This window comes from Enterococcus sp. AZ050 (assembly GCF_051715085.1).
In the GTDB taxonomy this organism is placed as follows: domain Bacteria; phylum Bacillota; class Bacilli; order Lactobacillales; family Enterococcaceae; genus Enterococcus; species Enterococcus faecalis.
On sequence record NZ_JBIOTC010000001.1, the window covers coordinates 214451 to 238206 of the forward strand.

Sequence of the window (23756 nt, forward strand, 5' to 3'; positions counted from 1 at the left end):
GTTTTTGACAAACGAATCTTTATAAATTAGCGAATTTTTCCAATAAGCGAATCATTTGGCAAGTAAAACCATATTCATTGTCATACCAAGCCACAGTTTTCACTAATTGGAAATCGCCAGCTGTCGTTACTTCTGTTTGCGTTGGGTCAAAAATCGAACCTTCTGTCGTGCCGATTATGTCTCCAGAAACAATTTCACGATCATCATAACCGAAAGAAGGGTTATCAATGGTGTGTTTTTTCATTGCTTCATTTACTTGATCAGCTGTTACTTTTGTTTTTAAAATGCTAACTAATTCTGTTAAGGATCCATCCACAACGGGAACACGTTGGGCATGGCCTTGTAATTTTCCATTAAGTTCTGGAATAACTAAGCCAATTGATTTAGCAGCACCAGTTGAATGGGGAATAGTATTGTCTGCAGCAGAGCGTGCCGCACGAAGATTTCCGCCACGAACAGGGCCATCTAATAGCATTTGTGTTGATGTGTAGGCATGAACAGTTGTCATGGTACCAACTTCAATACCAAATTCATTATTTAAGAAGTAAGCCATCGGTGCTAGACAGTTTGTCGTACATGAACCAGCAGAAATGATTTTATCGTTGGCATCAAGTGTATCATCATTGACGTTGTAAACGATTGTTTTCATTGCGCCTGCAGGAGCAGAGATAACCACACGTTTCACACCTGCATCTAAATGAGCTTGTGCTTTTTCTTCAGAGGTATAAAAACCTGTACATTCAAGGACAATGTCTACTCCGTTTTCTTTAACCCAAGGGATTTTACTTGCATCTGGTTCTGCGTAGACACGGGTTTCTTCGCCGTCAACCACAATGCCATTTTCAGTGGCTGTCACGGTGCCAGGATAGGTGCCATGCGTAGAGTCAAATTGTAATAAGTGAGCCAACATTGTTGGGCTAGTCAAATCATTGATAGCCACAACTTCAATATCATCAGAAACTTCTTTTATTCGGCGAAAGGCTAAACGACCAATTCTTCCAAAACCGTTAATTCCTACTTTGACTGTCATAACAAAAATTCCTCCTTTAGATGTTTGTGTTTCTTTGGACCCTTGCTGAAAAAGTGATTTTCTTCAACTATCTATAGTATGAACCTCTAAAATTTTTTTGTCAAAAGACTGATAGCGAAGCGACAAAAAGAAAGCGAAAGATTCATGAGAAATTTTGCTTTTTCCAACGATAACTAACTAGAATTGCTAGACAAACGGTTGTTTTCCCGATACAATAATAAAGACTTTCGAATCACGCTTTTTGAGGTGATTAAAGATAGTAGAAGTAGAATAGGAGGACAAATTATATGTCCATGTTTTTAGATCAAGTGACGATTGATGTCAAAGCTGGTAAAGGCGGCGACGGAATGGTTGCTTTCCGTAGAGAAAAATATGTACCAGACGGGGGTCCCGCTGGTGGTGATGGCGGTCGCGGTGGCGACGTTGTTTTAGTTGTTGAAGAAGGATTACGCACATTAATGGATTTCCGGTTTAATCGTCATTTTAAGGCGACACCTGGAGAAAATGGTATGAGTAAAGGAATGCACGGTCGTGGTTCAGAAGATTTACTTGTCAAAGTTCCACCAGGTACAACAGTTCGTGATGCAGAAACTGGAGCCTTAATTGGGGATTTAATTGAGAATGGTCAGACCTTAGTAGTAGCAAAAGGCGGACGCGGTGGTCGCGGGAATATTCGCTTTGCTTCCCCAAGAAACCCTGCACCAGAAATTGCCGAAAACGGCGAACCGGGCCAAGAACGTAAAATCGAATTAGAATTAAAAGTTTTAGCAGATGTTGGCTTAGTTGGGTTTCCTTCTGTAGGGAAATCAACGTTACTCTCTGTTATCTCGTCCGCTCGTCCGAAAATTGGTGCCTATCATTTTACGACGTTAGTTCCAAACTTAGGGATGGTGACTACTAGTGACGGTCGAAGCTTCGCTGCAGCAGATTTGCCAGGCTTAATTGAAGGAGCTTCTCAAGGTGTCGGCTTAGGAACACAGTTTTTACGCCACATTGAACGGACGCGTGTTATTTTACATGTCATTGATATGAGTGGTATGGAAGGACGCGATCCTTATGAAGATTATTTGGCAATCAATAAAGAATTGGCTTCACACAATTTACGTTTGATGGAGCGACCTCAAATTATTGTTGCCAATAAAATGGACATGCCTGAAGCAGAAGAGAATTTAGCGAAATTTAAAGAGCAACTTGCGAAGGAACGCACAGATGAGTATGCTGATGAGCTACCTATTTTCCCAATCTCTGGGGTTACTCGTAAAGGTATTGAACCTTTATTAAATGCAACAGCTGACTTGTTGGAAGTAACGCCTGAATTCCCATTATATGAAGATGAAGTAGTAGAGGAAGAAACCGTTCGTTATGGCTTCCAACCAGAAGGTCCAGAATTTACGATTGATCGTGAACCAGATGCTTCATGGGTTTTATCTGGTGAAAAATTAGAAAAATTATTTGAAATGACGAATTTCGATCATGATGAAACAGTAATGCGTTTTGCACGTCAATTACGTGGTATGGGTGTCGATGAGGCATTACGAGCACGTGGCGCGAAAGATGGCGACATTGTTCGGATTGGTAATTTTGAATTTGAATTTGTCGAATAAGCATAAAACCAGTTCACTCAGTGAACTGTTTTTTTATTTTAAAATTAGTATTAAATCAGCGAATAGATTGAAATAATATTTTTAATAGCTTATAATTTTAAATGTAACAAAATAACAAACGAAAGGAGCGAAATTGAAATGGAAAACAATCAAGCAATTGTTCCTAAGTTTTCAGTTAAAAGTGCTGGTTTTCTTTTTAGTATGGGGCTCTTATGTGGTGTCCTGTTGCCGAGTGTTTTATTATGGACTTTCAATCTGCCGTTTAATATTGGTGCCATGATTTTTTTGCCTGTTGGGATTGCTTTTGCGTTAGCGTATAGTCATTATTTTATTGAAACGAAAACAGGTTTTTGTAAGCGTTTTATTTGGTTGTTTTTAATTTCTCTTATTTTATTAGAGCTTATCTCTTATTTATGGCTGATTAAAGGAGTTATTTTTTAAGAGAAAAACAGAGGAGAGTGTTATTTATGTTAGATAAACTGACTGTTTGGATTGAAAATCATCTAGCTGGACCAATGGCTAAAATTGCCAATCAGCGCCATTTACGTGCGGTGCGGGATGGAATTATTGCGACATTACCTTTAATTATTGTCGGTTCTTTTTTTCTAATTATTGCGTTTCCGCCGTTACCAGAATCTTGGGGCATTACTCAATTTTTAACAAGTAATGCTGCTACAATCTTACTGCCTTACCGAATGACAATGTACATTATGGCGTTATATGCGACTTTTGGCATTGGCGCTAGTTTAGCGAAATCATATAATCTTGATCAAGTCTCTGGAGGGATTTTGGCTACGATTGCTTTTTTATTAACATTAGTACCTGTAGCGATTCCTGAAGAAGCCAGTAAAGCAGCTGGCGTTTCTGGGTTTGTTTTACCAATGGCTAATTTGGGTGGTGCAGGGATGTTTGTCGGGATTGTGACGTCAATTATTGCTGTCGAAATCTATCGAGTAACAGATAAGTCTAAGTTCAAAATTACAATGCCTGATAACGTTCCACCTGCTGTTGCTCGTTCATTTGAATCATTGACGCCGACGTTAATTGTCATGTTATTGATTGGTTCAATCACTTATTATTTAGGCTTTGATTGGCACACATTTGTAGGGAACTTAGTAGGACCACTAGTTCAAGCAGCAGATTCTTTATTGAGTGTCTTGCTGTTAGTCTTTTTAACCACATTTTTCTGGTTCTTTGGGATTCACGGTGCTTCAATCGTAGGATCGTTGGCGCGTCCTCTATGGCTACAACTATTAGAGGAAAACACGACTGCTAAAGCAGCTGGCGAAGCATTGCCTCGGATTGCGGCAGAGCCATTTTACCAATGGTTCATTTGGATTGGTGGTGCTGGAGCCACAATTGGCTTAGCTATATTATTAGCCTTTCGGGCAAAATCAGAATATGGTTCAAAACTAGGAAAAGCTATTTTAGCACCGTCTATTTTTAATATTAATGAGCCAGTTATTTTCGGTGTACCGATTGTCTTAAATCCGATTTTAATGATTCCTTTTATCTTTGCACCAATGGTTTTAGCAACGATTGCTTGGTTTGCCACTAAATTAGGTTTAGTTAGTGAAGTTGTCTTTACCGCACCTTGGACCTTACCAGGACCAATTGGCGCCTTTATGGCGACAGGTGGCGATTGGCGTGCTGCTGTTTTGAATATTGTTTTAATTCTAGTGGCCATCTTGATTTACTATCCGTTCTTTGTAGCTTATGATAAAAATGAGCTTGCCAAAGAGCAAGGCAAACAAATAGAAGAATAAAGAGTGCAGCCGTTTAGTGTCCAGAACAAAAGGTGATGACCTTTTGTTCTGGACCTATTTGTTTATAGGTGATGAAAATTCTCAATTTTTTTGAAATGTATAGAAAATTTTGAGAAAAGAAACGCATAAAAAAGTGTAAAATATTATATATATAATGAAAATGGTTTTCTTTTGTGTGAACATAATAAAGTTATTGTTAACTAAAAGAGAAAAGGGGTATGAAAATGGTTAGAACGAAGGTATATACAAAGGAAAAAATCTTAAACGTAGCTGAAAAAATTTTAGTAGATAAAGGTTTTTCTAATTTAACTGCTAGAAATATTGCAGATACTATGGGGATTTCTACGCAGCCAATTTATTTAGAATTTGTCAACATGGACGATTTAAAACGAACCTTAATTAAATCGTTATTTCATCGTATGCAATTATTTTATAAAGCAGATGTCGGTGCCTCAGACCCAGTGATTGCATTGGGTCTGAACTTTATATTATTTGCCCAAAAACATCAAAAAATCTATACGGCGTTATTTATGAAAGCACATGGTTATGAAGAAGAATTGCAGCAAATGCTTCAAACTTTTTTTGAAGAGCGTTTATTATTGGATAAAAAATATGTACAAATGGACAAAGGAAAATTTGTCGAATTATTTCCTAAAATGGTGGTAATCTATTTAGGTTTAGCCACAGCAGTTACATTGAAAACAATTGACTTAACTAAGAATCAAGAAATTCAATTATTAAGTCAATTATTGATAGAAGAGTAGTGTTTTGTTATTTATTCAAAATAACAAAAATACGACATAAGTCTGAGAAAAAACTGGTCGTTGCGCCCGAGGAAGGATTGTTTAAAACTTGCTATACTTTGGAAGAAGTAACAGAGAATAATTACTCGGGAGGATTTATGTGATGAAATTTATTAAATTTTTAGTGGTGACAGCAATTGTTATTGGTGGTGGTTTATTTGGGGCCAAGTTTTACGCAGAGAAGAACTCTGGCGAATTAGCTGGTGTGTTAGATCAATTAAATCCATTGGTTAAAGAAGGAAATGTGTATGTTAAAACAAAGAAAGCCGATAGTGTTAATGGCTATGGAATTGCTAGTTATACGCAAGTAGCCGCAGATGAGGAAGGCAAAACGCGAGAAATAACTTTCACAGCGGACCATGAATTAAAAACAGATCATTATCTAAAAGTCTCAAATAAAGGGGCCCACATCAATACGTATGAAGAGGTCAATCAAGACCAAGTGCCAGAAAAGGCATTACAAGCGATTCAAAAATAACAAAAAGTCAGAACGTACGCTGAAGATACGTTCTGACTTTTTGTTATTTTTTTGCTTCTTGAAGAATATTGATTTTTTCAATTTTAACATCAGTTTTTGGTTTATCGTTGGCACCAACTTCGACTTTGGCAATTTTATCGACAATATCCATTCCTTTGGTTACTTGACCGAAAACAGTATGTTTTTTATCAAGAGAAGGATAGCCGCCTTTTTTGTAAGCATCAATGATTGCTTTTGGATAATCATCATATAAAAGACCATCAGATTGATCATCTGTATTTTGGACAATAAAGAACTGACTGCCGTTAGTATTAGGTCCTGCATTCGCCATTGATAATGCGCCACGAATGTTATATAACTGGTTTGAAAATTCATCTTCAAATGGTTTATTCCAGATGCTGTTTCCGCCAGTTCCATCACCGCTAGGATCGCCACCTTGGATCATAAAGTTATTGATGACGCGGTGGAAAGTCAAGCCATCATAATAGCCATCTTTGGCATGTTTCATAAAGTTCTCGACAGTTTTTGGAGCCTGTTTAGGAAATAGTTTGATTTCAATATTTCCCATTGAAGTAACCATTTGGACTAAGTCTTGATCTTCGGCAACTTTGTCATCTAGTTGTGGTAAATCTAGTGAATTTAAGTCGACCGAATCCTTTGTTTTGCTTTCACTGGATTTAGCGACAGAATCACTCGTTGCGGTCGTGCCTTTATTATTGGTTGTGTTACAGCCTGCTAAAAGCAAGGTGAATGCTGCAACTGAAGCAACAGCAAGCATTTTCTTATGTTTCATCTGTTTTCCTCTTCCTTTCACACTGACAATTAGGTTCTTTTTTATCATAACAAAAGAGAAGATAACAAACCAGTGGAATTTTTATAAGATTTCCTATAGGAAAGGTGTAGACCACTTTTGTTTTTTTTGTTACAATGTAAGCAGATACATTATTATGTTTTACAATTTAGGAGGCAATCACATGGGAAAATTAGGTATTTCAATTTATCCAGAACGTTCAACATTTGAAAAGGACAAAGCATATTTGGATTTGGCTCATAAATACGGCTTTAAGCGTGTCTTTACTAGTTTATTGCAAATCAATGATGATCGGGAAAAGGTATTAGCAGAGTTTAAAAAAGTCGTAGATTATGCCAACCAATTAGGTATGGAAGTGATGGTCGATATTAATCCTGCATTGTTCGAACAATTAGGCATCTCTTATGATGATTTATCATTTTTCCATGATATGGGCGCCTACGGTATTCGTTTAGATCTTGGTTTTACTGGGCAAGAAGAGGCGAATATGACAAGAAACCCTTATGGCATTAAAATTGAAATTAATATGAGTTCAGGGACAAGCTATGTAGATAATATTATGGCCTACTCACCAAACACAGAAAATTTACTAGGCTCACATAATTTCTATCCACATCGTTATACAGGCTTAGGCTATGAGCATTTTGTTTATTGTTCAGAAAAATTTAGAAAATATAATTTAAATACGATGGCGTTTGTGAACTCACACGATGCTACATTTGGACCATGGCCGACACAAGATGGATTATGTTCTTTGGAAGACCACCGCGATTTAGAAATTGCAACGCAAGTTAAGCATTTAGTTTTAACAGGGTTAATCGATGATATTTCTGTCGGAAATGCTTATGCCTCAGAAGCAGAATTAGCAGCAATGGCAGAAGCCTTTCATGCACCGTATCCTTCGATCAAAGTGGATACAGAACCAGAAATCACAGAAGATGAAAGAATTGCATTGTTCGATAACTTACACAGTTATCGTGGAGATCGTTCTGATTACGTTTTGCGTTCAACAATGACACGTGTTTACTATAAAGATCGTCCTTTCCCAGCTCATACAACGAGAGATATTGTTCGAGGCGATGTCTTGATTGACAACGTTGGCTATGGACAATACAAAGGGGAAACACAAATTGCTTTAAAAGAAATGAAAAATGATGGCCGTGTAAATGTGGTTGGTCGTATTTCTGATGACGAACGTTTCTTATTAGAATTTTTGAAACCATGGTCAAGTTTTAAACTTATTGAAAATAAATAATTTTTAGTTTCCTATAAATAGATAAGTGGAGCATAGCGCAAAAGGTAACATTTTTGTGCTATGCTTTTTTGTCGCAACAAAATTGTCTCATTTTAGTGGTAAAGAAAGATGGCTAAATCTTTGAATGGTAGTTGTCAAAAAAAAGGCGACAACTTATAATGAATCATACAGTTTAAATAAAAGGAGTACGTAGATGAATCGATGGTTAAAAATTTTGATTGCGCTTATTGTAGTAATTGCAATTGGTTTAATTGCGGCAGGCTTATATTTTTATAATTATGCAGTAGTTCCAGGAAAGAAAGACTTTATAAATGAGAATACCCCAGGGTCAAAAGTGGTCCAGACACCTGAAGGCGCGTGGTTTAAAGATGACAAAAATCGACAAGAATGGTCAATTACTTCGGAAGATGGGCTACGTCTAAAGGCTATTTATTTACCAGCCGACAAAAAAAGTAATCGTACCGTTATTATGGCGCATGGTTATATGGGTTCGGCAGAAACGATGTCTGTCTTTGCGAAAATGTATCATGATTGGGGCTACAATGTGTTAGCGCCAGATGCGCGTGGTCACGGGAAAAGTCAAGGAGATTATATTGGGTTCGGCTGGCCCGATCGTAAAGATTATGTCCAATGGATTGAGAAAGTTTTAACCGAAAATGGTCAGCAAGAACAAATCACTTTATACGGTGTCAGTATGGGTGCTGCTACAGTCATGATGACGAGCGGGGAAAAATTACCAGATAACGTGAAAGCCATTGTGGAAGATTGTGGCTATTCTACAGTCAATCAGGAGTTGCAATATCAATTGAAAGAGCTTTTCAATTTACCAAGTTTCCCATTAGTTAATGTTACTAGCGGGATTACGAAACTTAGAGCTGGCTATTTCTTTGGGGAAGCAAGCGCTGTTAAGCAATTGCAAAAGAATCATTTACCAATGCTCTTTATTCATGGTGAAAATGATACGTTTGTGCCGTTTAGTATGTTAGACGAAGTTTATAATGCAACCCAAGGACCTAAAGAGAAATATGTCGTGCCTGGAGCAGAGCATGCGAAAGCTTATAATAAAAACCCAGAAAAATATAAGGAAACAGTAGCTGCTTTTCTAGATAAATATATAAAATAACAAATTTATTCTTTACTAATAGTAGCAAAAACAAAAGACTTGTTCTTAAGTTAACGACTTAGTGAACAAGTCTTTTGTTGTCAGTTGATTTTTTTTAATAAGTTGGAATTTACCCATGCAATCTAGGGCATAATCTGATAGGATAGTACTAGAAATGAGGGAAGGATAATGGAAGAACAATTAGTCGATTATTTACACTATTTACAAATAGAGCGGGGCTTATCAAATAACACACGACGGAGTTACGAACGAGATTTAAAAAAATACGTAGCCTTTTTACAAGAACAAGGCCTGCATTATTGGGACGAAGTTGACCGTTACATGATTACAGAATTTTTGCAATCCCTTCACGAAGAACAGCAAGCTTCAGCAAGTGTGATTCGGATGATTTCTAGTTTGAGAGGATTTCATCAATTTTTACGTCAAGAACGCTTAAGCGAACATAATCCGATGCAACATATTGACTCCCCCAAGAAAGTTCAAAAATTGCCAAGTACATTATCTGTTGACGAAGTGACTCGATTAATTGAAACGCCTGATACAAGTAAACCACTAGGTATGCGGAATCGTGCTATTTTAGAAGTGATGTATGCAACGGGCCTGCGAGTTAGTGAGCTAATTGAAATAAAATTAGGGGATCTGCATTTATCCATTGGTTTATTGCAAACAATCGGAAAAGGGGACAAAGAACGAATTATTCCTTTAGGCGATTATGCGATTCAATGGATTGAGCGCTATATGAACGAAGCCAGACCTCAATTGATTAAAAACCATCCGAATGAAACACACCTGTTCGTTAACCATCATGGCGAACCGTTATCTAGACAGGGCATTTGGAAAAATTTAAAACAGATTGTTCGAGAAGCCCAGATAGAGAAAAATATTACCCCGCATACATTACGGCATAGCTTTGCGACACATTTGTTGGAAAATGGCGCAGACCTTAGAATCGTGCAAGAATTATTAGGACATGCAGATATCTCCACGACACAAATTTATACACATATTACCAAACAACGAATGGCAGATGTTTATAAGGAACATTTTCCTCGGGCTTAATTTGCGAGAATGCCCACAAACGAATAAATTTATGGTAAACTAGGAAGTCGAGAAAAGAAAGTAGGTGTCGTTTTTGCAAGAAATTAATTTAAAACTAGATGTCTTTGAAGGACCACTGGATCTTCTACTACATTTAATTCAAAAATTAGAAATCGATATCTATGACATTCCCATTACAGCAGTAACTGAACAATACATGTCTTATATTCATGCGATGCAAACCTTAGAGTTAGAAGTCGCTGGAGAATATCTAGTCATGGCTGCCACCTTAATGGCTATTAAAAGTCAGATGTTGCTTCCAAAACAAGAGCTTGAAATCATTGATGATGAAGATTTTTTTGAAGAGGAAGACCCACGGGAAGCTTTAGTAGCTCAGTTATTGGAGTATCGGAAATTTAAATATGCAGCGACTGTTTTACATGAAAAAGAAGAAGAACGTAAACTCTATTATACAAAAGAACCAATGGATATGGATGATTATAAAGAGGAAGATACAACACTACCGCCTAATCAAATTAATACAATTGATTTATTTCTAGCCTTTCATGCCATGTTAGAAAAGAAAAAAAATCGCCAGCCTGTTGAAACAACTGTTGCCAGTGACGATGTTTCCATCGAAGAAAAAATCTCCGCTATTTCAGAACGTATGCGTCAAGTACAGAAAGGGAAGGCAGTGTCGTTTGATTCTTTCTTCGATTCTTATTCCAAACAAGAAATTGTGACAACGTTCATGGCTCTTTTAGAATTAATGAAAACGGGCGTGATTTATGCTGAACAAGAAAATAATTATAGTGAAATTTTGTTATTTAATACAGAAACCCAGCAGGAAGATACAACAGAGGTGGAGGAAACACAGTGACATTAGTTAGTCAAATTGAAGCAATTTTATTTGTGGTTGGCGAAGAAGGAATTGGCTTGGAAGAGCTTGCGTACTTATTAGAGAAGTCAACAGCAAAAACCTATGAAGAATTAACGAAATTGAAAGAACATTATGCTTCTGACAATAAATCAGCGTTGAATATTTTAGAAGTCGGCAATCATTTTGTCTTAACAACGAAGAAAAAATATGCCTCATTACTAAAAAAATATGCGCAATCGCCTATGTCGAACGCCTTATCACAAGCGGCGCTAGAAACATTATCCATTATTGCTTATAAGCAACCAATTTCGCGTATTGAAATTGATGAAATTCGTGGCGTACAGACTTCTGGCTCTATCCAAAAGTTAGTTGCCCGTCAGTTAATAGAAGAAAAAGGCCGCGTAGATGGTCCTGGTAGAGCGATTTTGTATGGCACAACGAAGTATTTTATGGATTACTTTGGGTTGAAAAGTTTAGATGAATTACCAGATATCCAACAAATGGAAGATGAATTAGAAGAAGAACTACCAATGGATCTATTTTTTGATCGTTATCAAGAAACGAACCCAATGTCTGAAACAACAGAAGGCGAGGAAGCTTAAACAATGGAAAGATTACAAAAAGCAATTGCTCATGCTGGGGTGACTTCGCGTCGCAAAGCAGAGGAATTAATTGTCAAAGGTCGAGTAAAAGTCAATGGCCAAGTGGTCAAAGAATTAGGAACGCAAGTAAGTAAACAAGATACTGTTGAGGTTGATGGTGTACCAATTTATCAAGAAGAATATGGTTATTATTTATTCTATAAACCAAGAGGGGTTATTTCTGCAGTATCTGACGACAAAGGCCGTAAAGTAGTAACGGATTATTTTACAGATGTTACTGAGCGAATTTATCCAGTCGGTCGTCTGGATTATGATACTTCTGGGTTGTTACTTTTAACGAATGATGGAAGTTTTTCACAAAAATTAACCCATCCTAAACATGAAGTAGATAAAGTCTACGTAGCAAAAATTAAAGGTGTACCAACTAAACGGGATCTATTGCCATTAGCCAAAGGCATTCGCATTGATGGCAAACGCACAGCACCAGCCAATTTTCAAATTCTTTCAGCGGACATTAAAACAGGTAGCAGCGTCGTGGAATTAACGATTCATGAAGGACGTAATCATCAAGTGAAGAAAATGTTTCAAGCTGTTGGTTTCCCAGTTCAAAAATTAAAACGTGAACGTTACGGTGAGTTGACCTTACAAGGATTGCGACCAGGGCAATATCGTGATTTAACTAAAAAAGAAATCAGTCAATTATTAAATCAAGCCAAATAAGATAAAATGACTCGATCTCTTCGCGCTTATGGCGGAGGGATTGTTTTTTTTGAGAAACGAAACAATCAATGAAATTTAATAAAAAGCTTAGTTAGTTGCATTCATTGTTCAAATCGGTTACACTAAGTAAGTAAAAAAATATAATACAAGGTTCGTCTTCAGGGGCAGGGTGTAATTCCCGACCGGTGGTTATAGTCCACGACTCGTTTTTAACGATTGAATTGGTGTAATTCCAATACCGACAGTATAGTCTGGATAAAGAAGATAGGGCTTATTTGAGACGCTTTTTCATCAGATAATCCTACTCTATTTTTCCCTGCAGAAAAATAGGGTTTTTTTGTATGACAAAGAAGCGAATCAAAAAGTTCGTTGAAGATGGGTCCTTAATTGGAGGATTTCAGATGAACAACAAGGTACAAAAAATGGTCAGCATTGCAATGTTGGCTGCAATCGGTACAGTATTACAATTTGTGGCATTTCCGATTATGCCAGCGTTTAGTTTTTTGAAAATCGATTTTAGTGATATTCCGATTCTACTCGGAATGTTCTTGTACGGACCGTTAGCAGGAGTAATTACTGCTTTTGTTCGTTCGTTGCTACACCTGTTCTTAACCGGACTAGCACCGCAAAATATGGTGGGAGATTTCGCTAGCTTTTTAGCAAGTAGTATCTTCACCTTGCCAATTTTTTATTTCTTTGGTAAAAAGAAAAATATCCGTACAAATCGGATAGTGGGCTTAGTAAGTGGGATTTTAGCCTTGACAATTTTCATGAGTATTGCGAATTATTTTGTTATTACACCCATTTACTTACAATTATATGGTGTGACCACACAACAATTTTTAGGAACATCTTTAGCAAGCTATGTGGCGATTGGTATTGTGCCATTCAACCTTATTAAAGGCCTCTTAGTCAGTGGTGTTTTTCTAGTACTACATGCGAAGTTATTGCCATGGCTATCAAAAAAACAACATACTATTCAGAAAAAAACACCGTTAACAAAATAAATGATAAAAAAACCTGCTGTTGAACAATGTTTGACAGTGGGTTTTTAAAATTTACGCCTAAAAGAAAAGAGGTTGTCACAATCTGTCATCATTCTGTTAAAAAATACTAAACCATCTGCATTGTAATTTTAACTTTCCCTTGGTATGATAGAAATCATCAAAGAAAGAGGAGTTTTCCTGAGTGAAAAAGTGTAAAAATTGTCGTCACGTGAATCGTGATACGGAGTCCTTTTGTGAAGAATGCGGCGCTCCGCTAATGAATGAATCAATGCATCAAGAGGAAAACCAAGCACAACCATCAATGAATAAAGGGAACGAATCTACTCCTCTCAGATCAAAAAGAAGCTGGATCTGGGTGTTTCTTTTTGTGTTCATCGTTCTTGGAACGGGTAGCTATTTTCTCGGGACGCATTATTTTTCTAAGGAACAACAAATTTCTCATTTTATTGAAGCGATTGAGAATGGTGATGCCCAAGAATTAAGTAAAAAAATGAGGACGAACGAGTCTGAATTTCAAGTGAATCCGCAAAGCATTAAGCCTTTAATCACTTATTATCAAAAAAATCCAACTGAGCTAAAAAAATTAGAAAAAGCGCTATTAAAGGATAAAAAGCTACATGGTTTAACTATTCGTGAAACGAGTCAAACAGCATTTTTCTTTCACCGTTATCAATTCATTTTAACGCCTGTTTCTGTTCAGTTAACGACGAATCAGCGCGGTGTGACGCTGGCAATGAACGGGCGGGAAGTGGGCACTTCCGACTCAACTACTTATCAAAAGGAATTGGGACCCTTAGCGCCAGGACAATATACCTTTACAGCCACAGTGAAAGATAGCACCGGCGAACCTGTTATCACAGAAGAGTATCGTTTATTAGAAGAGGAGAATTATATTTCTAGTATACCTTTAGATTTTAAACGAATGAATTTTGTTGTGGAGAGCAATCTGCCAGACGCAGATATTTATATTAATGATCGGAAAGTTGGTACGCTAACGAATGGAAGCAAAACGATTGGCCCTTTGTTCTGGTCCAAAGGGATGACGATTCAACTTAAAAAGACGATTAATGGAGAAGAAATTCAAACATCAAAAGAAACGATTGGTGAAAATGATTTTGTCGAAGCGCTCTCCGATAATCCTACGCTACAATTGAATTTTCCGTTAGCTAGCGACTATGATGCCCGCAAAGCGCTAGAAACCTTTTATCAAGCATTTGCCAAACAAGTGAAAAGTCATACGGATAGTGCAGAATTTGCTGAAAAATATCTCGTTGGTGGGGAAAATAATCCTCAATTTCCTTCTTTTATAGAAGCACTTGAACGATTACGTGAAAAGAAATCGACCGATGGTTCACCAGATTTTGAAGTGACCATTAATACGCTACAATTGGATGGTAAAGAAAATTACCATGTCAATTATTATTTAGAAGCCAAAAATTCTAAAGCAAAAGAAAATGGTCTTCGTTATGAATGGATCAATGGCCTAAATGATCAAATTCATTTAGTCAAAGAACCGCTAAAAGAAGGACAATTACAGTTTGTTTCGATAGATGAACAAACACTTGCTTGGCTCGAAAAAATACTCTAAGCAAAAATGAGTGCTAAATTATTTAGCACTCATTTTTGCTTATTTCTATTGCACGCGTGGGACATTTGCGGTACGCTTTTAACACATTCTCGCGTTCGTTTTCTGGAATAAATTGTTGTCGAGCATGCGGCTCGTCTTTAAAAAGGACAATCCCATGATCATCATAATCAAATATATTGGGCGCATAAACTTGACAAAGTCCACAAGCAATACATTTTTCAGGAACTAAACGTGATTGCATAAACAGTGACACATCCTATCTAAAAGAGGTTTACTATGGAAGCAACTTTTATTTTAGCGTTATTATCTCACGGATACAAGGTACGTGCATCAACTTTGTATCATCTTTTAAAAGGCAAACGGACTAGCTCTGTTTTGATTTATGGTTTTTTATATGATTGTTTACGGTTCATTGGCTGGTGGCCAACGATTTCCGAACAAGCCTATTTTCAATTTCTTGAAAAACTTTCGAAGGCGAAACAAATTCAGTATCACAAAGAGACAAATGAAATTCAACTAACAAAAGAAGGGCAACTATTTTTAAAGGAGCACCATTTTTCGTTGCTGGATTATCCTGCAATTGATCTTTATCGTTTTGGCAGAAGTGATCAAGAAAGTTGGCAACTCATTCAATTTGCCGTGCAAGTGACTTCGTATTTATCATTTGAGGAAAAACAGTATATTCCACTTTTATCAACACCGATTCCGCAACTATATTTGAAACGATGGTTACAACAAGACAAGAAAGAGCAGCGCATTCAATCAATCAAAGAAGAACTGTTGCGAGGGTTTGAGTTACTACCTGAAGCAGAAAGCGACTATTTGGTTGCGCAACTTTCTGGTTATCAGCAAACTGGCAAAGTTCCTCAGCAATTAACAAGCCATAAGACAGATCTTGAACAGCGTTTGTGGCATACACAAGCGGTTCATCATTTACTGCAGTTGATAATGTACGGAGGAAACTATCCTGCTTTACAAACGCTTGTATGGCCGTATCTAGAAAAAAATCTAAACCAAAGTATGCAAGAAACTCAACGATTGTTAACGGAAGGTAAGACACTTCAAGAAATTGCTGAGCAGCGAAAAATAAAACTGAGTACCATTCATGACCATCTATTAGAGTTGGCTATTCAAGGGCAGCTGCAGGCGTCTGTTTATCTTGAAAAGGAGGCAATGCTCCAAAACTTGGCTCAAACAGAACAAGATCCGCGGTTGTGGGTGTATCGGGATTGGCGAGCCCAAGAAGAGACGCTTTCTTATTTAGATTTCCGCTTATATCAAATCCAACAAATTTGGCAAGAAAAGGAGTGAGTGTTGTTGACATTAGAACAAGAATTATTCACTCGATTTGGTTATGCAGCGTTTAAGCCTGGTCAAAAAGAAGTGATTACAAACTTACTTGACGGTATGAATACATTGGCTGTTTTGCCAACAGGGACTGGTAAATCATTGTGTTATCAATTTGTGGGCCAGAAGTTAGAGGGACTAACGGTAATTGTTTCTCCTTTACTTTCGTTAATGGAAGATCAGGTGCGTCAATTACAAAGACAAGGAATTAAAGGTGCGGTTGCCTTAAACAGTACGTTACAATATTCAGAAAAGCGTTATATTTTAGCGGAAATGTTCCAATACGATTATCTGTTTTTAAGCCCAGAAATGCTTTTGCAGCAAGAAGTACTTAGTGTGTTACAACGCCAAAAAATTGCATTATTTGTGGTGGATGAAGCCCATTGTGTTTATCAGTGGGGCGTCGATTTTCGCCCTGAATATAGTAAATTAGATCTGGTCCAAAAACAGCTAGACTTTCCTTTGACCTTGGCGTTAACTGCCACAGCGACACCCGTTGTACAGCACGCAATTATAAAACAATTATTTTCTCATGGTAGCTATCAAGAAGTTCTTTCTTCAGTGAATCGAAAAAATATTGGCTTGTTCGTGAAGGAAACGTCAGAAAAAGAAGAAGTGTTACTAGATTACTTATCTAAAACGGCTGGTAAAATCATTATCTATTGCGCCACGCGCAACAAAACAGAACAAATCAGTCAACTTATTCAGGCAAAAACCAGTTTTAAGGTAGCCTATTATCATGGGGGCTTGGAGGCTAGTGAACGTAGTCGCTTGCAAGAACAATTTATTGATAATCAAATCGATATTCTTTGTGCAACGAATGCTTTTGGAATGGGAATCGACAAACCTGATGTTCGTGGAGTGATTCATTTTGATTTGCCTGATAGCTTAGAAAATTACCTGCAAGAAATCGGGCGAGCTGGACGTGATGGTCAAAAAAGTTGGGCGCTATTATTGTATAAAAAAGGGGATGAATTTATTCATCGGTTTTTCTTAGAAGAGACAAGAGCGAATCGAGCGACCTTAAAATCGCTGATTGAAGGAGAAGAACAAGCAGGTTTGTTAGAAAATGCCACCGAGTTACAACAAAAATGGGTCCAAGGCTATTTAGCCAAGGATTATTCTTTTGAAGAGCTAGAGCATCGTTTAGAGGAGAAAGAAAAAGATCGCCAAGCACAATTAAGAGGGATGCTGACGTATATTGAAACCACAACCTGTCGAAGAACGTTGATTCAAACTTATTTTCAAGAACCGATTGTAAAACAATCACCGGAAACTTGTTGTGATAATTGTGCGTTATTCTTTGACATTTACCAAGATTCAATAGTAAAATCGAACAAGACCAGCAATCAAAATGAAGAAGATTGGCGTTCTAAATTTCTAAAATTATTTAAAGAACGTGATTAATTCATTTTTTTAGTCGGCAGTTGGCAAAAGCTATGATATAATAACAAGCGAGAGAAGTTTAGGAGGAAATTAGCAGTGAGTAAAAAGGACAAAAAGAAAAACCAAGCTCGTGAGCCATGGGAACAATCAATTTATGAACCTGATCAAAATGGTGGTGGTTCTCGTTTAGCAAAACGCCAACAGCAACGAGGAAATTCATTATTTCTAACTGTTTTAGTTATTTTGCTATTATTAATTATTGCCATTCCAATTGGGACTTTCTTATGGATGATGCAAGACAAGAAACCGAACGAAAGTGCTAGCAAAAATAGCCAGCCATCTTCTTCATTAGTCCAATCATCATCAAAAGAGAAGAAAAAAGAAAGTACGTCAAAATCAGTGGAAAGCTCAGAACCAGCAAGCAGCCAACCAGCTGAAAATACAACACCTTCAAGTTCAGATGCTGCTGCACAGCAACAACAGGACCAACAAGCACAACAACAGCAACAGCAACAACAAGAGCAGCAACAACAACAAGAAGCTCAAAATCAACAACAGCAACAAGCGCAGAACCAACAACCTGTTTATGATACCGTTCAAAGTGGCGAAGGGGCACGTCAAGTTGCCGAACGTAACGGAATGACATTAGAACAAATTTTAGCGTTAAATCCTGGGATTGATACATCTGTGTTTTATCCAGGACAACCATTACGTATTAAATAATCCAGAAAAAGAGGTTTGGACAGCACTTTCAAGGGCTAAACCGCGACGAATGATTACATGAGAATGCCAATAAGCAGAAATTTCCGAAAGATGGTTTGCGTCTTTCGAGGGATTTCGGCTTATTGCTTTTTCGTTAGAGACTCGTCATCAGTTTAAATCCAAGTTCTTTTCTTCTGATTTTAATATAAAAGAAGAAGCGCATTTTAAAGGATGCATATCAGTTAAGGAGTTTTTTCATGGGGAAAATCAGTATTGCTATTGACGGACCAGCTTCGTCAGGCAAAAGTACAGTTGCAAAAATTTTAGCAAAACAATTGAATTATGTGTATTGTGACACGGGGGCCATGTACCGAGCGATTACGTATCTGGCCTTGCAAAATCAAATCGACATTCAAGCGGAAGAGCCATTAGTAGCGCTTTGTGTCAACCACACTATTTCTTTTCAGCAAGCAAAGAATGGCCAACGTGTTTTTATCGACGGTCATGAAGTGACCGAAGCGATTCGCCAGCCAGATGTAACGAATGCTGTTTCAGCTGTTTCAAAACATGCAAAAGTTAGAGAAGAAATGGTGGCGTTACAACAGAAAATTGGTCAAGCCGGCGGAGTTGTCATGGATGGTCGAGATATTGGTACTGCAGTTTTACCAAAGGCCGAAGTAAAGATATTCTTGGTGGCTAGCGTTGAAGAACGTGCAGAACGTCGTTTTAAAGAAAATCAAGAAAAAGGGATTGAGACGGATTTTGAAACCTTGAAGGCGGAGATTGAACGTCGGGATTATTTAGATTCAACGAGAGAAGTATCACCCCTTGTCCAAGCAAGTGATGCTGTGAAAATCGATACAACAGGGTTGACGATTGAAGAAGTCGTCGCCGCCATACAAAATGTGATTAAACAAAAAGGTTTTGAACTTTTTTAAAGAATTTTAAGAAAAATAGAAGAAATCGCTTTATTTTTTTACAAAAATCTCGTACTATGTAAGTATATATAGCTAAGTTTTGGAATTTTTGTTGGCATAGGAGGATAAGAGGCATGACAGATTTTGAAGACAAACAAGTAGCAAACAACGAAACAATGGAAGATGCAATGAACAGCGTTCAAGAAGTCAGTGTTGGCGATATTGTTAAAGGCGAAGTTTTAGCCATTGAAGACAAACAAGTTGTTGTCGGCATTGAAGGAGCGGGCGTTGAAGGCGTTGTTCCTGCAAAGGAATTATCGACTTTACCAGTTGAAGATGTACACGAACTTGTGAAAGTCGGTGATGTGTTAGATTTAGTTGTTATCACATCAATTGGCAAAGATAAAGAAAACGGCAGTTATTTACTGTCAAAACGCCGTTTAGATGCTAAAAAAGTTTGGGAAGAAATTGAACAAGATTTCCAAGCGGGCAAAGTAATCGAAGCACCTGTTACAAATGTTGTTAAAGGTGGTTTGGTTGTTGATGTTGGTGTTCGCGGATTTGTTCCTGCCTCAATGGTTGAAGATCATTTTGTTGCAGATTTTTCTGAATATAAAGGTCAAACACTAGCATTTAAAATTATTGAAATCGAACCTTCAGAAAACCGCTTAATTCTTTCACATAAAGCAGTTGTTGAAGCTGAAAAAGAATCGAAAAAAGAAGAATTACTTTCTTCCTTACATGACGGAGACGTTGTTGAAGGGAAAGTAGCTCGTTTGACAGATTTCGGCGCATTCATTGATTTAGGTGGCGTGGATGGTTTAGTTCATGTTTCTGAAATTGCTCATCAGCATGTGGGCAAACCAAGTGATGCGTTAACTGTTGGCGAAGACGTTCAAGTAAAAATTCTTTCAATTAATCCAGAAGAAGGACGTATTTCTTTATCTATTAAAGAAACATTGCCTGGACCATGGACAGATATCGAAACAAAAGCAGCCGCTGGGACTGTTTTAGATGGAACAGTAAAACGCCTAACAAGCTTCGGTGCGTTTGTGGAAGTTTTCCCTGGTGTGGAAGGATTAGTGCATATTTCTCAAATTTCTCACAAGCATATTGCAACGCCTCATGAAGTTCTTCATGAAGGGGATCAAGTACAAGTGAAAGTTTTAGAAGTTAATCCAGAGGAACATCGTATTGCTTTAAGTATCAAAGCGTTAGAACCAAAACCTGAGTCTCAAGAAGAACCAAAAGAAGAACAGGAATATGAATTGCCTGAAGAAAATACTGGCTTTACCATGGGCGATATTTTAGGTGACGCTTTATCTGATGCGAAAGAAGAGGAATAACACGTTACTTTCTTGAAATTTATGAGTTTGACATAGCCGTAAACAGATCGGCTATGTCAAACTCATTTTTTCTTGAATTGGTTAGAAAATCAGCAGAAACTAAAACTTTTCTTGCACTTTAAGGTTTGATTAGGTAAACTAGTAAGGATTGAAATTCTCAAGGAGGGAATCAAATGGCAAATCCAACTATTGCGATTGTCGGTAGACCGAATGTCGGTAAATCGACTATTTTTAACCGCATTGCCGGTGAGCGTATCTCGATTGTAGAAGATACTCCCGGCGTAACACGCGACCGTATTTATACAACTGGAGAATGGTTAGGGCGTGAATTTAGTATTATTGATACAGGTGGGATTGATTTAGGTGACGAACCATTTATGGATCAAATCAAACACCAAGCAGAAATTGCGATTGATGAAGCAGATGTGATTATCTTTGTTGCTAGTGGCCGTGAAGGAATTACTGATGCAGATGAGTTAGTAGCAAAAATTTTATATCGTAGTAATAAACCAGTGATCTTAGCTGTTAATAAAGTTGACAATCCTGAAATGCGTAATGATATTTATGAATTTTATGCTTTAGGACTAGGGGATCCTTTCCCAGTTTCTGGTAGTCACGGTTTAGGCATTGGCGATGTGTTAGACGAAGCAGTTAAACATTTTCCTAACACTTCAGAAGAAGAGGACGAAGATACAATTAAATTTAGTTTAATCGGGCGTCCAAATGTCGGTAAATCATCATTGATTAATGCTATTCTTGGTGAGGATCGCGTGATTGTTTCAGATATTGAAGGAACAACGCGAGATGCAATCGATACGTATTTTGAATCTGAAGAAGGTCAAAAGTTCTTAATGATTGATACGGCTGGTATGCGTAAACGTGGAAAAGTATACGAATCAACTGAAAAATATAGCGTCATGCGCGCAATGCGGGCGATTGAACGCTCAGACATTGTTTTAATGGTCTTGAATGCAGAAGAAGGTATTCGTGAGCAAGACAAGCGTGTGGCGGGCTATGCCCATGAAGCAGGTCGCGGTATTATTATCGTGGTCAACAAATGGGATACAGTTAAAAAAGATACAAATACAATGCGTGATTTTGAAGCGGAAATTCGTGATGAATTCCAATATTTAGATTATGCACCTATTATTTTTGTGTCTGCATTAACCAAACAACGTTTAAACAAACTGCCTGAACTAATTGAAACAGTAAGTATGAATCAAAACTTACGGATTCCTTCAGCGTTGTTAAATGACGTTGTAATGGATGCTGTAGCAATTAATCCAACACCAACCGATAAAGGAAAACGTTTGAAGATTTTTTATGCAACACAAGTGGCAGTCAAACCACCTACATTTGTTATTTTTGTCAACGAAGAGGAACTAATGCACTTTTCTTATGCCCGGTTTTTAGAAAATCAAATCAGAAAAGCATTTACGTTTGAAGGTACACCGATTAAAATCATTCCGCGACGCCGAAAATAGTGCATTCTACCATACTTTTTTTAGATATTCAAATAAATTTATCAACTTTGAGAAAAAATGATTATTTTTTGAAAAAACTGGTTAAAATACACTAAAAACCTTGCTATTACAACTTTCTTATGCTATCTTGTTAACAGAATATTGAACCAGATCAATATTTGCTGTCTGTTTTTGGACCACTCAAAAATAGACGGAACTTTAGGTGTGTAAAAACATCGTATCTCTTATAGAGGAGGTGAAATGATCCATGGCAAATAAAGCAGAATTAATCGAAAACGTTGCATCTTCAACTGGTTTAACTAAAAAAGATGCTACTGCAGCAGTAGACGCTGTCTTTTCAACAATTCAAGAAACTCTTGCTAAAGGTGAAAAAGTTCAATTAATCGGTTTTGGTAACTTTGAAGTTCGCGAACGCGCAGCTCGTAAAGGACGTAACCCACAAACTGGACAAGAAATTCAAATCGCTGCAAGCAAAGTACCTGCATTCAAACCAGGTAAAGCATTGAAAGATGCAGTGAAATAAGACAGACAATTAGAACCCTTGGTTTCCAAGGGTTCTTTTTTGAATCATACATAAAAAATGTTATTTTAAGAGGTGGTCGAAACAGCACGCTAAAAGGTTAAATTGTGACGAAACTTGGGTGAAAAAACGTGCTTCGCTCCGAGAATCAAGTGGGAACGGTTCGACACTCGCTCCTTGCTTTTTTGATAAAAAGAGAAAGATTTATGAATGAAGGACAAAAATAAGTTGTTGCCAGTAGCTGTTTTTTAGTGGTTATGCTAGACTTGGGGTGAAGGAAGAGGAAACAGTCTTAAGGTGGTGAATCAATGAAATACAACTATTCTAGAGGGGAAAACAAGGTCGCTATTATTTATGGAGAAACATTTGCTTCCGTCCTAAAAAAACGACCAGTAACGACGGAGTCAATCGTTGTTTTGGCGAATCAGCGTTACTATGATCTTTTTTCTGAGAAGATTAATTATGCCTTTGGGGAACAGTTGGGATTAAACTGGTATATTTGTCGTAATGATGTTCATTGCAATGACTTATCAGAATTAGAAAGTGTGTTACGTTTCTTAGCTGATTGGCCAGAAAATCAGGATGTTTTATTGATTGGTTTGGGTAATGAAGGGGTACTACAATTAACCGCATTTCTGCACCAAGTAAGTAAGTGTTCCTCCAAATGTTGGCTGATGCCTGTGTCTGTTCAAGCGTTACGGCAAGGACTTTTACCAAGTGTCACAATTCAGCAAGCACAGCATGCAACTATGCATATAGAAAATCATTCAGAAGAAATTTTGTTTGATAGTACCTTGACCAATAAAAAAGGTGCTGCCCCTTTAATTGATTTGCTCGTTTTTATTCGAGCGGGTCTTGTCTGTGATTATACTTATTTACAAATGCTATACCAAACGTATCCAGATAAAAAACGGTTGAATCAAACGTCATTTAATGGTATTTTAGACGAGTTGTTATCTTTGTATGAACAAGCAGGGGAAAAAGTGGATCAATTTGGCCGAGTTTTTGAAGTGGCCTTTGCTACAACCGAAAATGGCCATTTGTTATCAGGTCCCATGAAACGATTATTAGGATTGTTGTTACAAGTTTTATGGAGCCAGCAAGTCAATCACTTTGATTTTCAATTTAAAAATTTTATCGTTTGGTTTATTCGCTTAGGTTTTCCGGTGGCGTTTCCAAAAGAAATTTTAAGTGCTGATTACGCAGAACAAGTTTTGCTTCACACAGAAACACTAGGTCCTCCTATGGTGTTGGAAAAAATCGGTCAACTAGGAGCAGCTTTAAAGCCAACGCCCGATCAACTGTTAACAACGATTGAAAGATACCAAGAAATTTTAAAAGAGATTTGA

The 23756-nt window shown here is 37.4% G+C and carries 24 protein-coding genes and 1 riboswitch; of the genes, 21 read left to right on the top strand and 3 right to left on the bottom strand.

Going from position 1 to position 23756, the window contains the following annotated elements:
* Positions 1 to 19: 19 nt before the first annotated feature.
* Positions 20 to 1030, bottom strand: coding sequence for a type I glyceraldehyde-3-phosphate dehydrogenase (gap, locus tag IGJ04_RS01005; RefSeq protein ID WP_438839803.1), 1011 nt, complete (start codon positions 1028 to 1030; stop codon positions 20 to 22).
* 287 nt (positions 1031 to 1317) lie between these two features.
* Here gap and obgE point away from each other — a divergent pair, with 287 nt between their 5' ends.
* The 5 genes from obgE to IGJ04_RS01030 all read left to right on the top strand — a co-directional run bounded on the left by obgE (position 1318) and on the right by IGJ04_RS01030 (position 5681).
* The gene (obgE, locus tag IGJ04_RS01010; protein ID WP_002384537.1) at positions 1318 to 2634 is read left to right on the top strand and encodes a GTPase ObgE; all 1317 of its coding nucleotides are present in this window, start codon (positions 1318 to 1320) and stop codon (positions 2632 to 2634) included.
* Positions 2635 to 2772: 138 nt separating this feature from the next.
* Entirely contained in the window at positions 2773 to 3075 is a 303-nt protein-coding gene (locus IGJ04_RS01015; protein WP_010817272.1) for a hypothetical protein, read from the top strand.
* A gap of 26 nt (positions 3076 to 3101) precedes the next feature.
* Positions 3102 to 4400 carry a PTS sugar transporter subunit IIC gene (locus tag IGJ04_RS01020; RefSeq protein WP_002363934.1) on the top strand — a complete coding sequence of 433 codons (1299 nt, stop codon included), beginning with the start codon at positions 3102 to 3104 and terminating at the stop codon, positions 4398 to 4400.
* 218 nt (positions 4401 to 4618) lie between these two features.
* Positions 4619 to 5164, top strand: a complete 546-nt coding sequence (locus IGJ04_RS01025; RefSeq protein WP_438839804.1) for a TetR/AcrR family transcriptional regulator — start codon at positions 4619 to 4621, stop codon at positions 5162 to 5164.
* A 142-nt stretch (positions 5165 to 5306) separates the two neighbouring features.
* The gene (locus tag IGJ04_RS01030; protein ID WP_002357632.1) at positions 5307 to 5681 is read left to right on the top strand and encodes a YxeA family protein; all 375 of its coding nucleotides are present in this window, start codon (positions 5307 to 5309) and stop codon (positions 5679 to 5681) included.
* Between the two features lie 43 nt (positions 5682 to 5724).
* Here IGJ04_RS01030 and IGJ04_RS01035 read toward each other — a convergent pair whose 3' ends face one another.
* Positions 5725 to 6474, bottom strand: coding sequence for a peptidylprolyl isomerase (locus tag IGJ04_RS01035; protein ID WP_002374887.1), 750 nt, complete (start codon positions 6472 to 6474; stop codon positions 5725 to 5727).
* 181 nt (positions 6475 to 6655) lie between these two features.
* Here IGJ04_RS01035 and IGJ04_RS01040 point away from each other — a divergent pair, with 181 nt between their 5' ends.
* The 8 genes from IGJ04_RS01040 (at position 6656) to IGJ04_RS01075 (ending at position 14705) form a co-directional block, all read left to right on the top strand.
* On the top strand, positions 6656 to 7747 hold the full coding sequence (locus tag IGJ04_RS01040; RefSeq protein ID WP_002360357.1) for a DUF871 domain-containing protein: 1092 nt from the start codon (positions 6656 to 6658) through the stop codon (positions 7745 to 7747).
* 193 nt (positions 7748 to 7940) lie between these two features.
* Positions 7941 to 8870 carry an alpha/beta hydrolase gene (locus IGJ04_RS01045; protein ID WP_002357629.1) on the top strand — a complete coding sequence of 310 codons (930 nt, stop codon included), beginning with the start codon at positions 7941 to 7943 and terminating at the stop codon, positions 8868 to 8870.
* A 168-nt stretch (positions 8871 to 9038) separates the two neighbouring features.
* Complete coding sequence (gene xerD / locus IGJ04_RS01050; protein WP_016617958.1) at positions 9039 to 9929, top strand: site-specific tyrosine recombinase XerD; 891 nt, start codon at positions 9039 to 9041, stop codon at positions 9927 to 9929.
* Between the two features lie 64 nt (positions 9930 to 9993).
* Complete coding sequence (locus IGJ04_RS01055; RefSeq protein ID WP_002420210.1) at positions 9994 to 10788, top strand: segregation/condensation protein A; 795 nt, start codon at positions 9994 to 9996, stop codon at positions 10786 to 10788.
* Positions 10785 to 11390, top strand: coding sequence for an SMC-Scp complex subunit ScpB (scpB, locus tag IGJ04_RS01060; protein ID WP_002357625.1), 606 nt, complete (start codon positions 10785 to 10787; stop codon positions 11388 to 11390). Before IGJ04_RS01055 ends, scpB begins: the two co-directional genes overlap by 4 nt.
* A gap of 3 nt (positions 11391 to 11393) precedes the next feature.
* A complete protein-coding gene (locus IGJ04_RS01065; RefSeq protein WP_002357624.1) occupies positions 11394 to 12110 on the top strand; it encodes a pseudouridine synthase in 717 nt (238 codons plus the stop codon).
* A gap of 150 nt (positions 12111 to 12260) precedes the next feature.
* Positions 12261 to 12380, top strand: a riboswitch (FMN riboswitch).
* A gap of 71 nt (positions 12381 to 12451) precedes the next feature.
* On the top strand, positions 12452 to 13117 hold the full coding sequence (locus IGJ04_RS01070) for an ECF transporter S component (protein WP_002382314.1): 666 nt from the start codon (positions 12452 to 12454) through the stop codon (positions 13115 to 13117).
* A 256-nt stretch (positions 13118 to 13373) separates the two neighbouring features.
* On the top strand, positions 13374 to 14705 hold the full coding sequence (locus IGJ04_RS01075) for a zinc ribbon domain-containing protein (RefSeq protein WP_002420209.1): 1332 nt from the start codon (positions 13374 to 13376) through the stop codon (positions 14703 to 14705).
* A gap of 22 nt (positions 14706 to 14727) precedes the next feature.
* On the opposite strand, the gene IGJ04_RS01080 is transcribed toward IGJ04_RS01075, so the two are convergent.
* Positions 14728 to 14946, bottom strand: a complete 219-nt coding sequence (locus tag IGJ04_RS01080; RefSeq protein WP_002357617.1) for a ferredoxin — start codon at positions 14944 to 14946, stop codon at positions 14728 to 14730.
* 35 nt (positions 14947 to 14981) lie between these two features.
* Between IGJ04_RS01080 and IGJ04_RS01085 the strand changes: the two genes are divergently transcribed.
* From IGJ04_RS01085 to IGJ04_RS01120, 8 genes are all read left to right on the top strand, one after another.
* Positions 14982 to 16016: a helix-turn-helix domain-containing protein gene (locus tag IGJ04_RS01085; RefSeq protein ID WP_438839805.1), complete on the top strand. Its 1035-nt coding sequence runs from the start codon at positions 14982 to 14984 to the stop codon at positions 16014 to 16016.
* Positions 16017 to 17459: a RecQ family ATP-dependent DNA helicase gene (locus IGJ04_RS01090; protein ID WP_105194901.1), complete on the top strand. Its 1443-nt coding sequence runs from the start codon at positions 16017 to 16019 to the stop codon at positions 17457 to 17459.
* A gap of 75 nt (positions 17460 to 17534) precedes the next feature.
* On the top strand, positions 17535 to 18161 hold the full coding sequence (locus tag IGJ04_RS01095) for a LysM peptidoglycan-binding domain-containing protein (protein WP_002360346.1): 627 nt from the start codon (positions 17535 to 17537) through the stop codon (positions 18159 to 18161).
* Positions 18162 to 18397: 236 nt separating this feature from the next.
* On the top strand, positions 18398 to 19078 hold the full coding sequence (cmk, locus tag IGJ04_RS01100; RefSeq protein WP_010713408.1) for a (d)CMP kinase: 681 nt from the start codon (positions 18398 to 18400) through the stop codon (positions 19076 to 19078).
* 113 nt (positions 19079 to 19191) lie between these two features.
* Entirely contained in the window at positions 19192 to 20403 is a 1212-nt protein-coding gene (gene rpsA / locus IGJ04_RS01105) for a 30S ribosomal protein S1 (RefSeq protein ID WP_002360341.1), read from the top strand.
* 173 nt (positions 20404 to 20576) lie between these two features.
* Complete coding sequence (gene der / locus IGJ04_RS01110; protein ID WP_002357608.1) at positions 20577 to 21887, top strand: ribosome biogenesis GTPase Der; 1311 nt, start codon at positions 20577 to 20579, stop codon at positions 21885 to 21887.
* Between the two features lie 247 nt (positions 21888 to 22134).
* The gene (locus IGJ04_RS01115; protein ID WP_002357604.1) at positions 22135 to 22410 is read left to right on the top strand and encodes an HU family DNA-binding protein; all 276 of its coding nucleotides are present in this window, start codon (positions 22135 to 22137) and stop codon (positions 22408 to 22410) included.
* Positions 22411 to 22715: 305 nt separating this feature from the next.
* Positions 22716 to 23756: a hypothetical protein gene (locus IGJ04_RS01120; RefSeq protein WP_010816517.1), complete on the top strand. Its 1041-nt coding sequence runs from the start codon at positions 22716 to 22718 to the stop codon at positions 23754 to 23756.

Bases quoted from the DNA above. Each gene is read 5' to 3' on its own strand.
- gap (WP_438839803.1), bottom strand. From the start codon at position 1,030: ATGACAGTCAAAGTAGGAATTAACGGTTTTGGAAGAATTGGTCGTTTA.
- obgE (WP_002384537.1), top strand. From the start codon at position 1,318: ATGTCCATGTTTTTAGATCAAGTGACGATTGATGTCAAAGCTGGTAAA.
- IGJ04_RS01015 (WP_010817272.1), top strand. From the start codon at position 2,773: ATGGAAAACAATCAAGCAATTGTTCCTAAGTTTTCAGTTAAAAGTGCT.
- IGJ04_RS01020 (WP_002363934.1), top strand. From the start codon at position 3,102: ATGTTAGATAAACTGACTGTTTGGATTGAAAATCATCTAGCTGGACCA.
- IGJ04_RS01025 (WP_438839804.1), top strand. From the start codon at position 4,619: ATGAAAATGGTTAGAACGAAGGTATATACAAAGGAAAAAATCTTAAAC.
- IGJ04_RS01030 (WP_002357632.1), top strand. From the start codon at position 5,307: ATGAAATTTATTAAATTTTTAGTGGTGACAGCAATTGTTATTGGTGGT.
- IGJ04_RS01035 (WP_002374887.1), bottom strand. From the start codon at position 6,474: ATGAAACATAAGAAAATGCTTGCTGTTGCTTCAGTTGCAGCATTCACC.
- IGJ04_RS01040 (WP_002360357.1), top strand. From the start codon at position 6,656: ATGGGAAAATTAGGTATTTCAATTTATCCAGAACGTTCAACATTTGAA.
- IGJ04_RS01045 (WP_002357629.1), top strand. From the start codon at position 7,941: ATGAATCGATGGTTAAAAATTTTGATTGCGCTTATTGTAGTAATTGCA.
- xerD (WP_016617958.1), top strand. From the start codon at position 9,039: ATGGAAGAACAATTAGTCGATTATTTACACTATTTACAAATAGAGCGG.
- IGJ04_RS01065 (WP_002357624.1), top strand. From the start codon at position 11,394: ATGGAAAGATTACAAAAAGCAATTGCTCATGCTGGGGTGACTTCGCGT.
- IGJ04_RS01070 (WP_002382314.1), top strand. From the start codon at position 12,452: ATGACAAAGAAGCGAATCAAAAAGTTCGTTGAAGATGGGTCCTTAATT.
- IGJ04_RS01075 (WP_002420209.1), top strand. From the start codon at position 13,374: ATGAATGAATCAATGCATCAAGAGGAAAACCAAGCACAACCATCAATG.
- IGJ04_RS01080 (WP_002357617.1), bottom strand. From the start codon at position 14,946: ATGCAATCACGTTTAGTTCCTGAAAAATGTATTGCTTGTGGACTTTGT.
- IGJ04_RS01085 (WP_438839805.1), top strand. From the start codon at position 14,982: ATGGAAGCAACTTTTATTTTAGCGTTATTATCTCACGGATACAAGGTA.
- cmk (WP_010713408.1), top strand. From the start codon at position 18,398: ATGGGGAAAATCAGTATTGCTATTGACGGACCAGCTTCGTCAGGCAAA.
- rpsA (WP_002360341.1), top strand. From the start codon at position 19,192: ATGACAGATTTTGAAGACAAACAAGTAGCAAACAACGAAACAATGGAA.
- der (WP_002357608.1), top strand. From the start codon at position 20,577: ATGGCAAATCCAACTATTGCGATTGTCGGTAGACCGAATGTCGGTAAA.
- IGJ04_RS01115 (WP_002357604.1), top strand. From the start codon at position 22,135: ATGGCAAATAAAGCAGAATTAATCGAAAACGTTGCATCTTCAACTGGT.
- IGJ04_RS01120 (WP_010816517.1), top strand. From the start codon at position 22,716: ATGAAATACAACTATTCTAGAGGGGAAAACAAGGTCGCTATTATTTAT.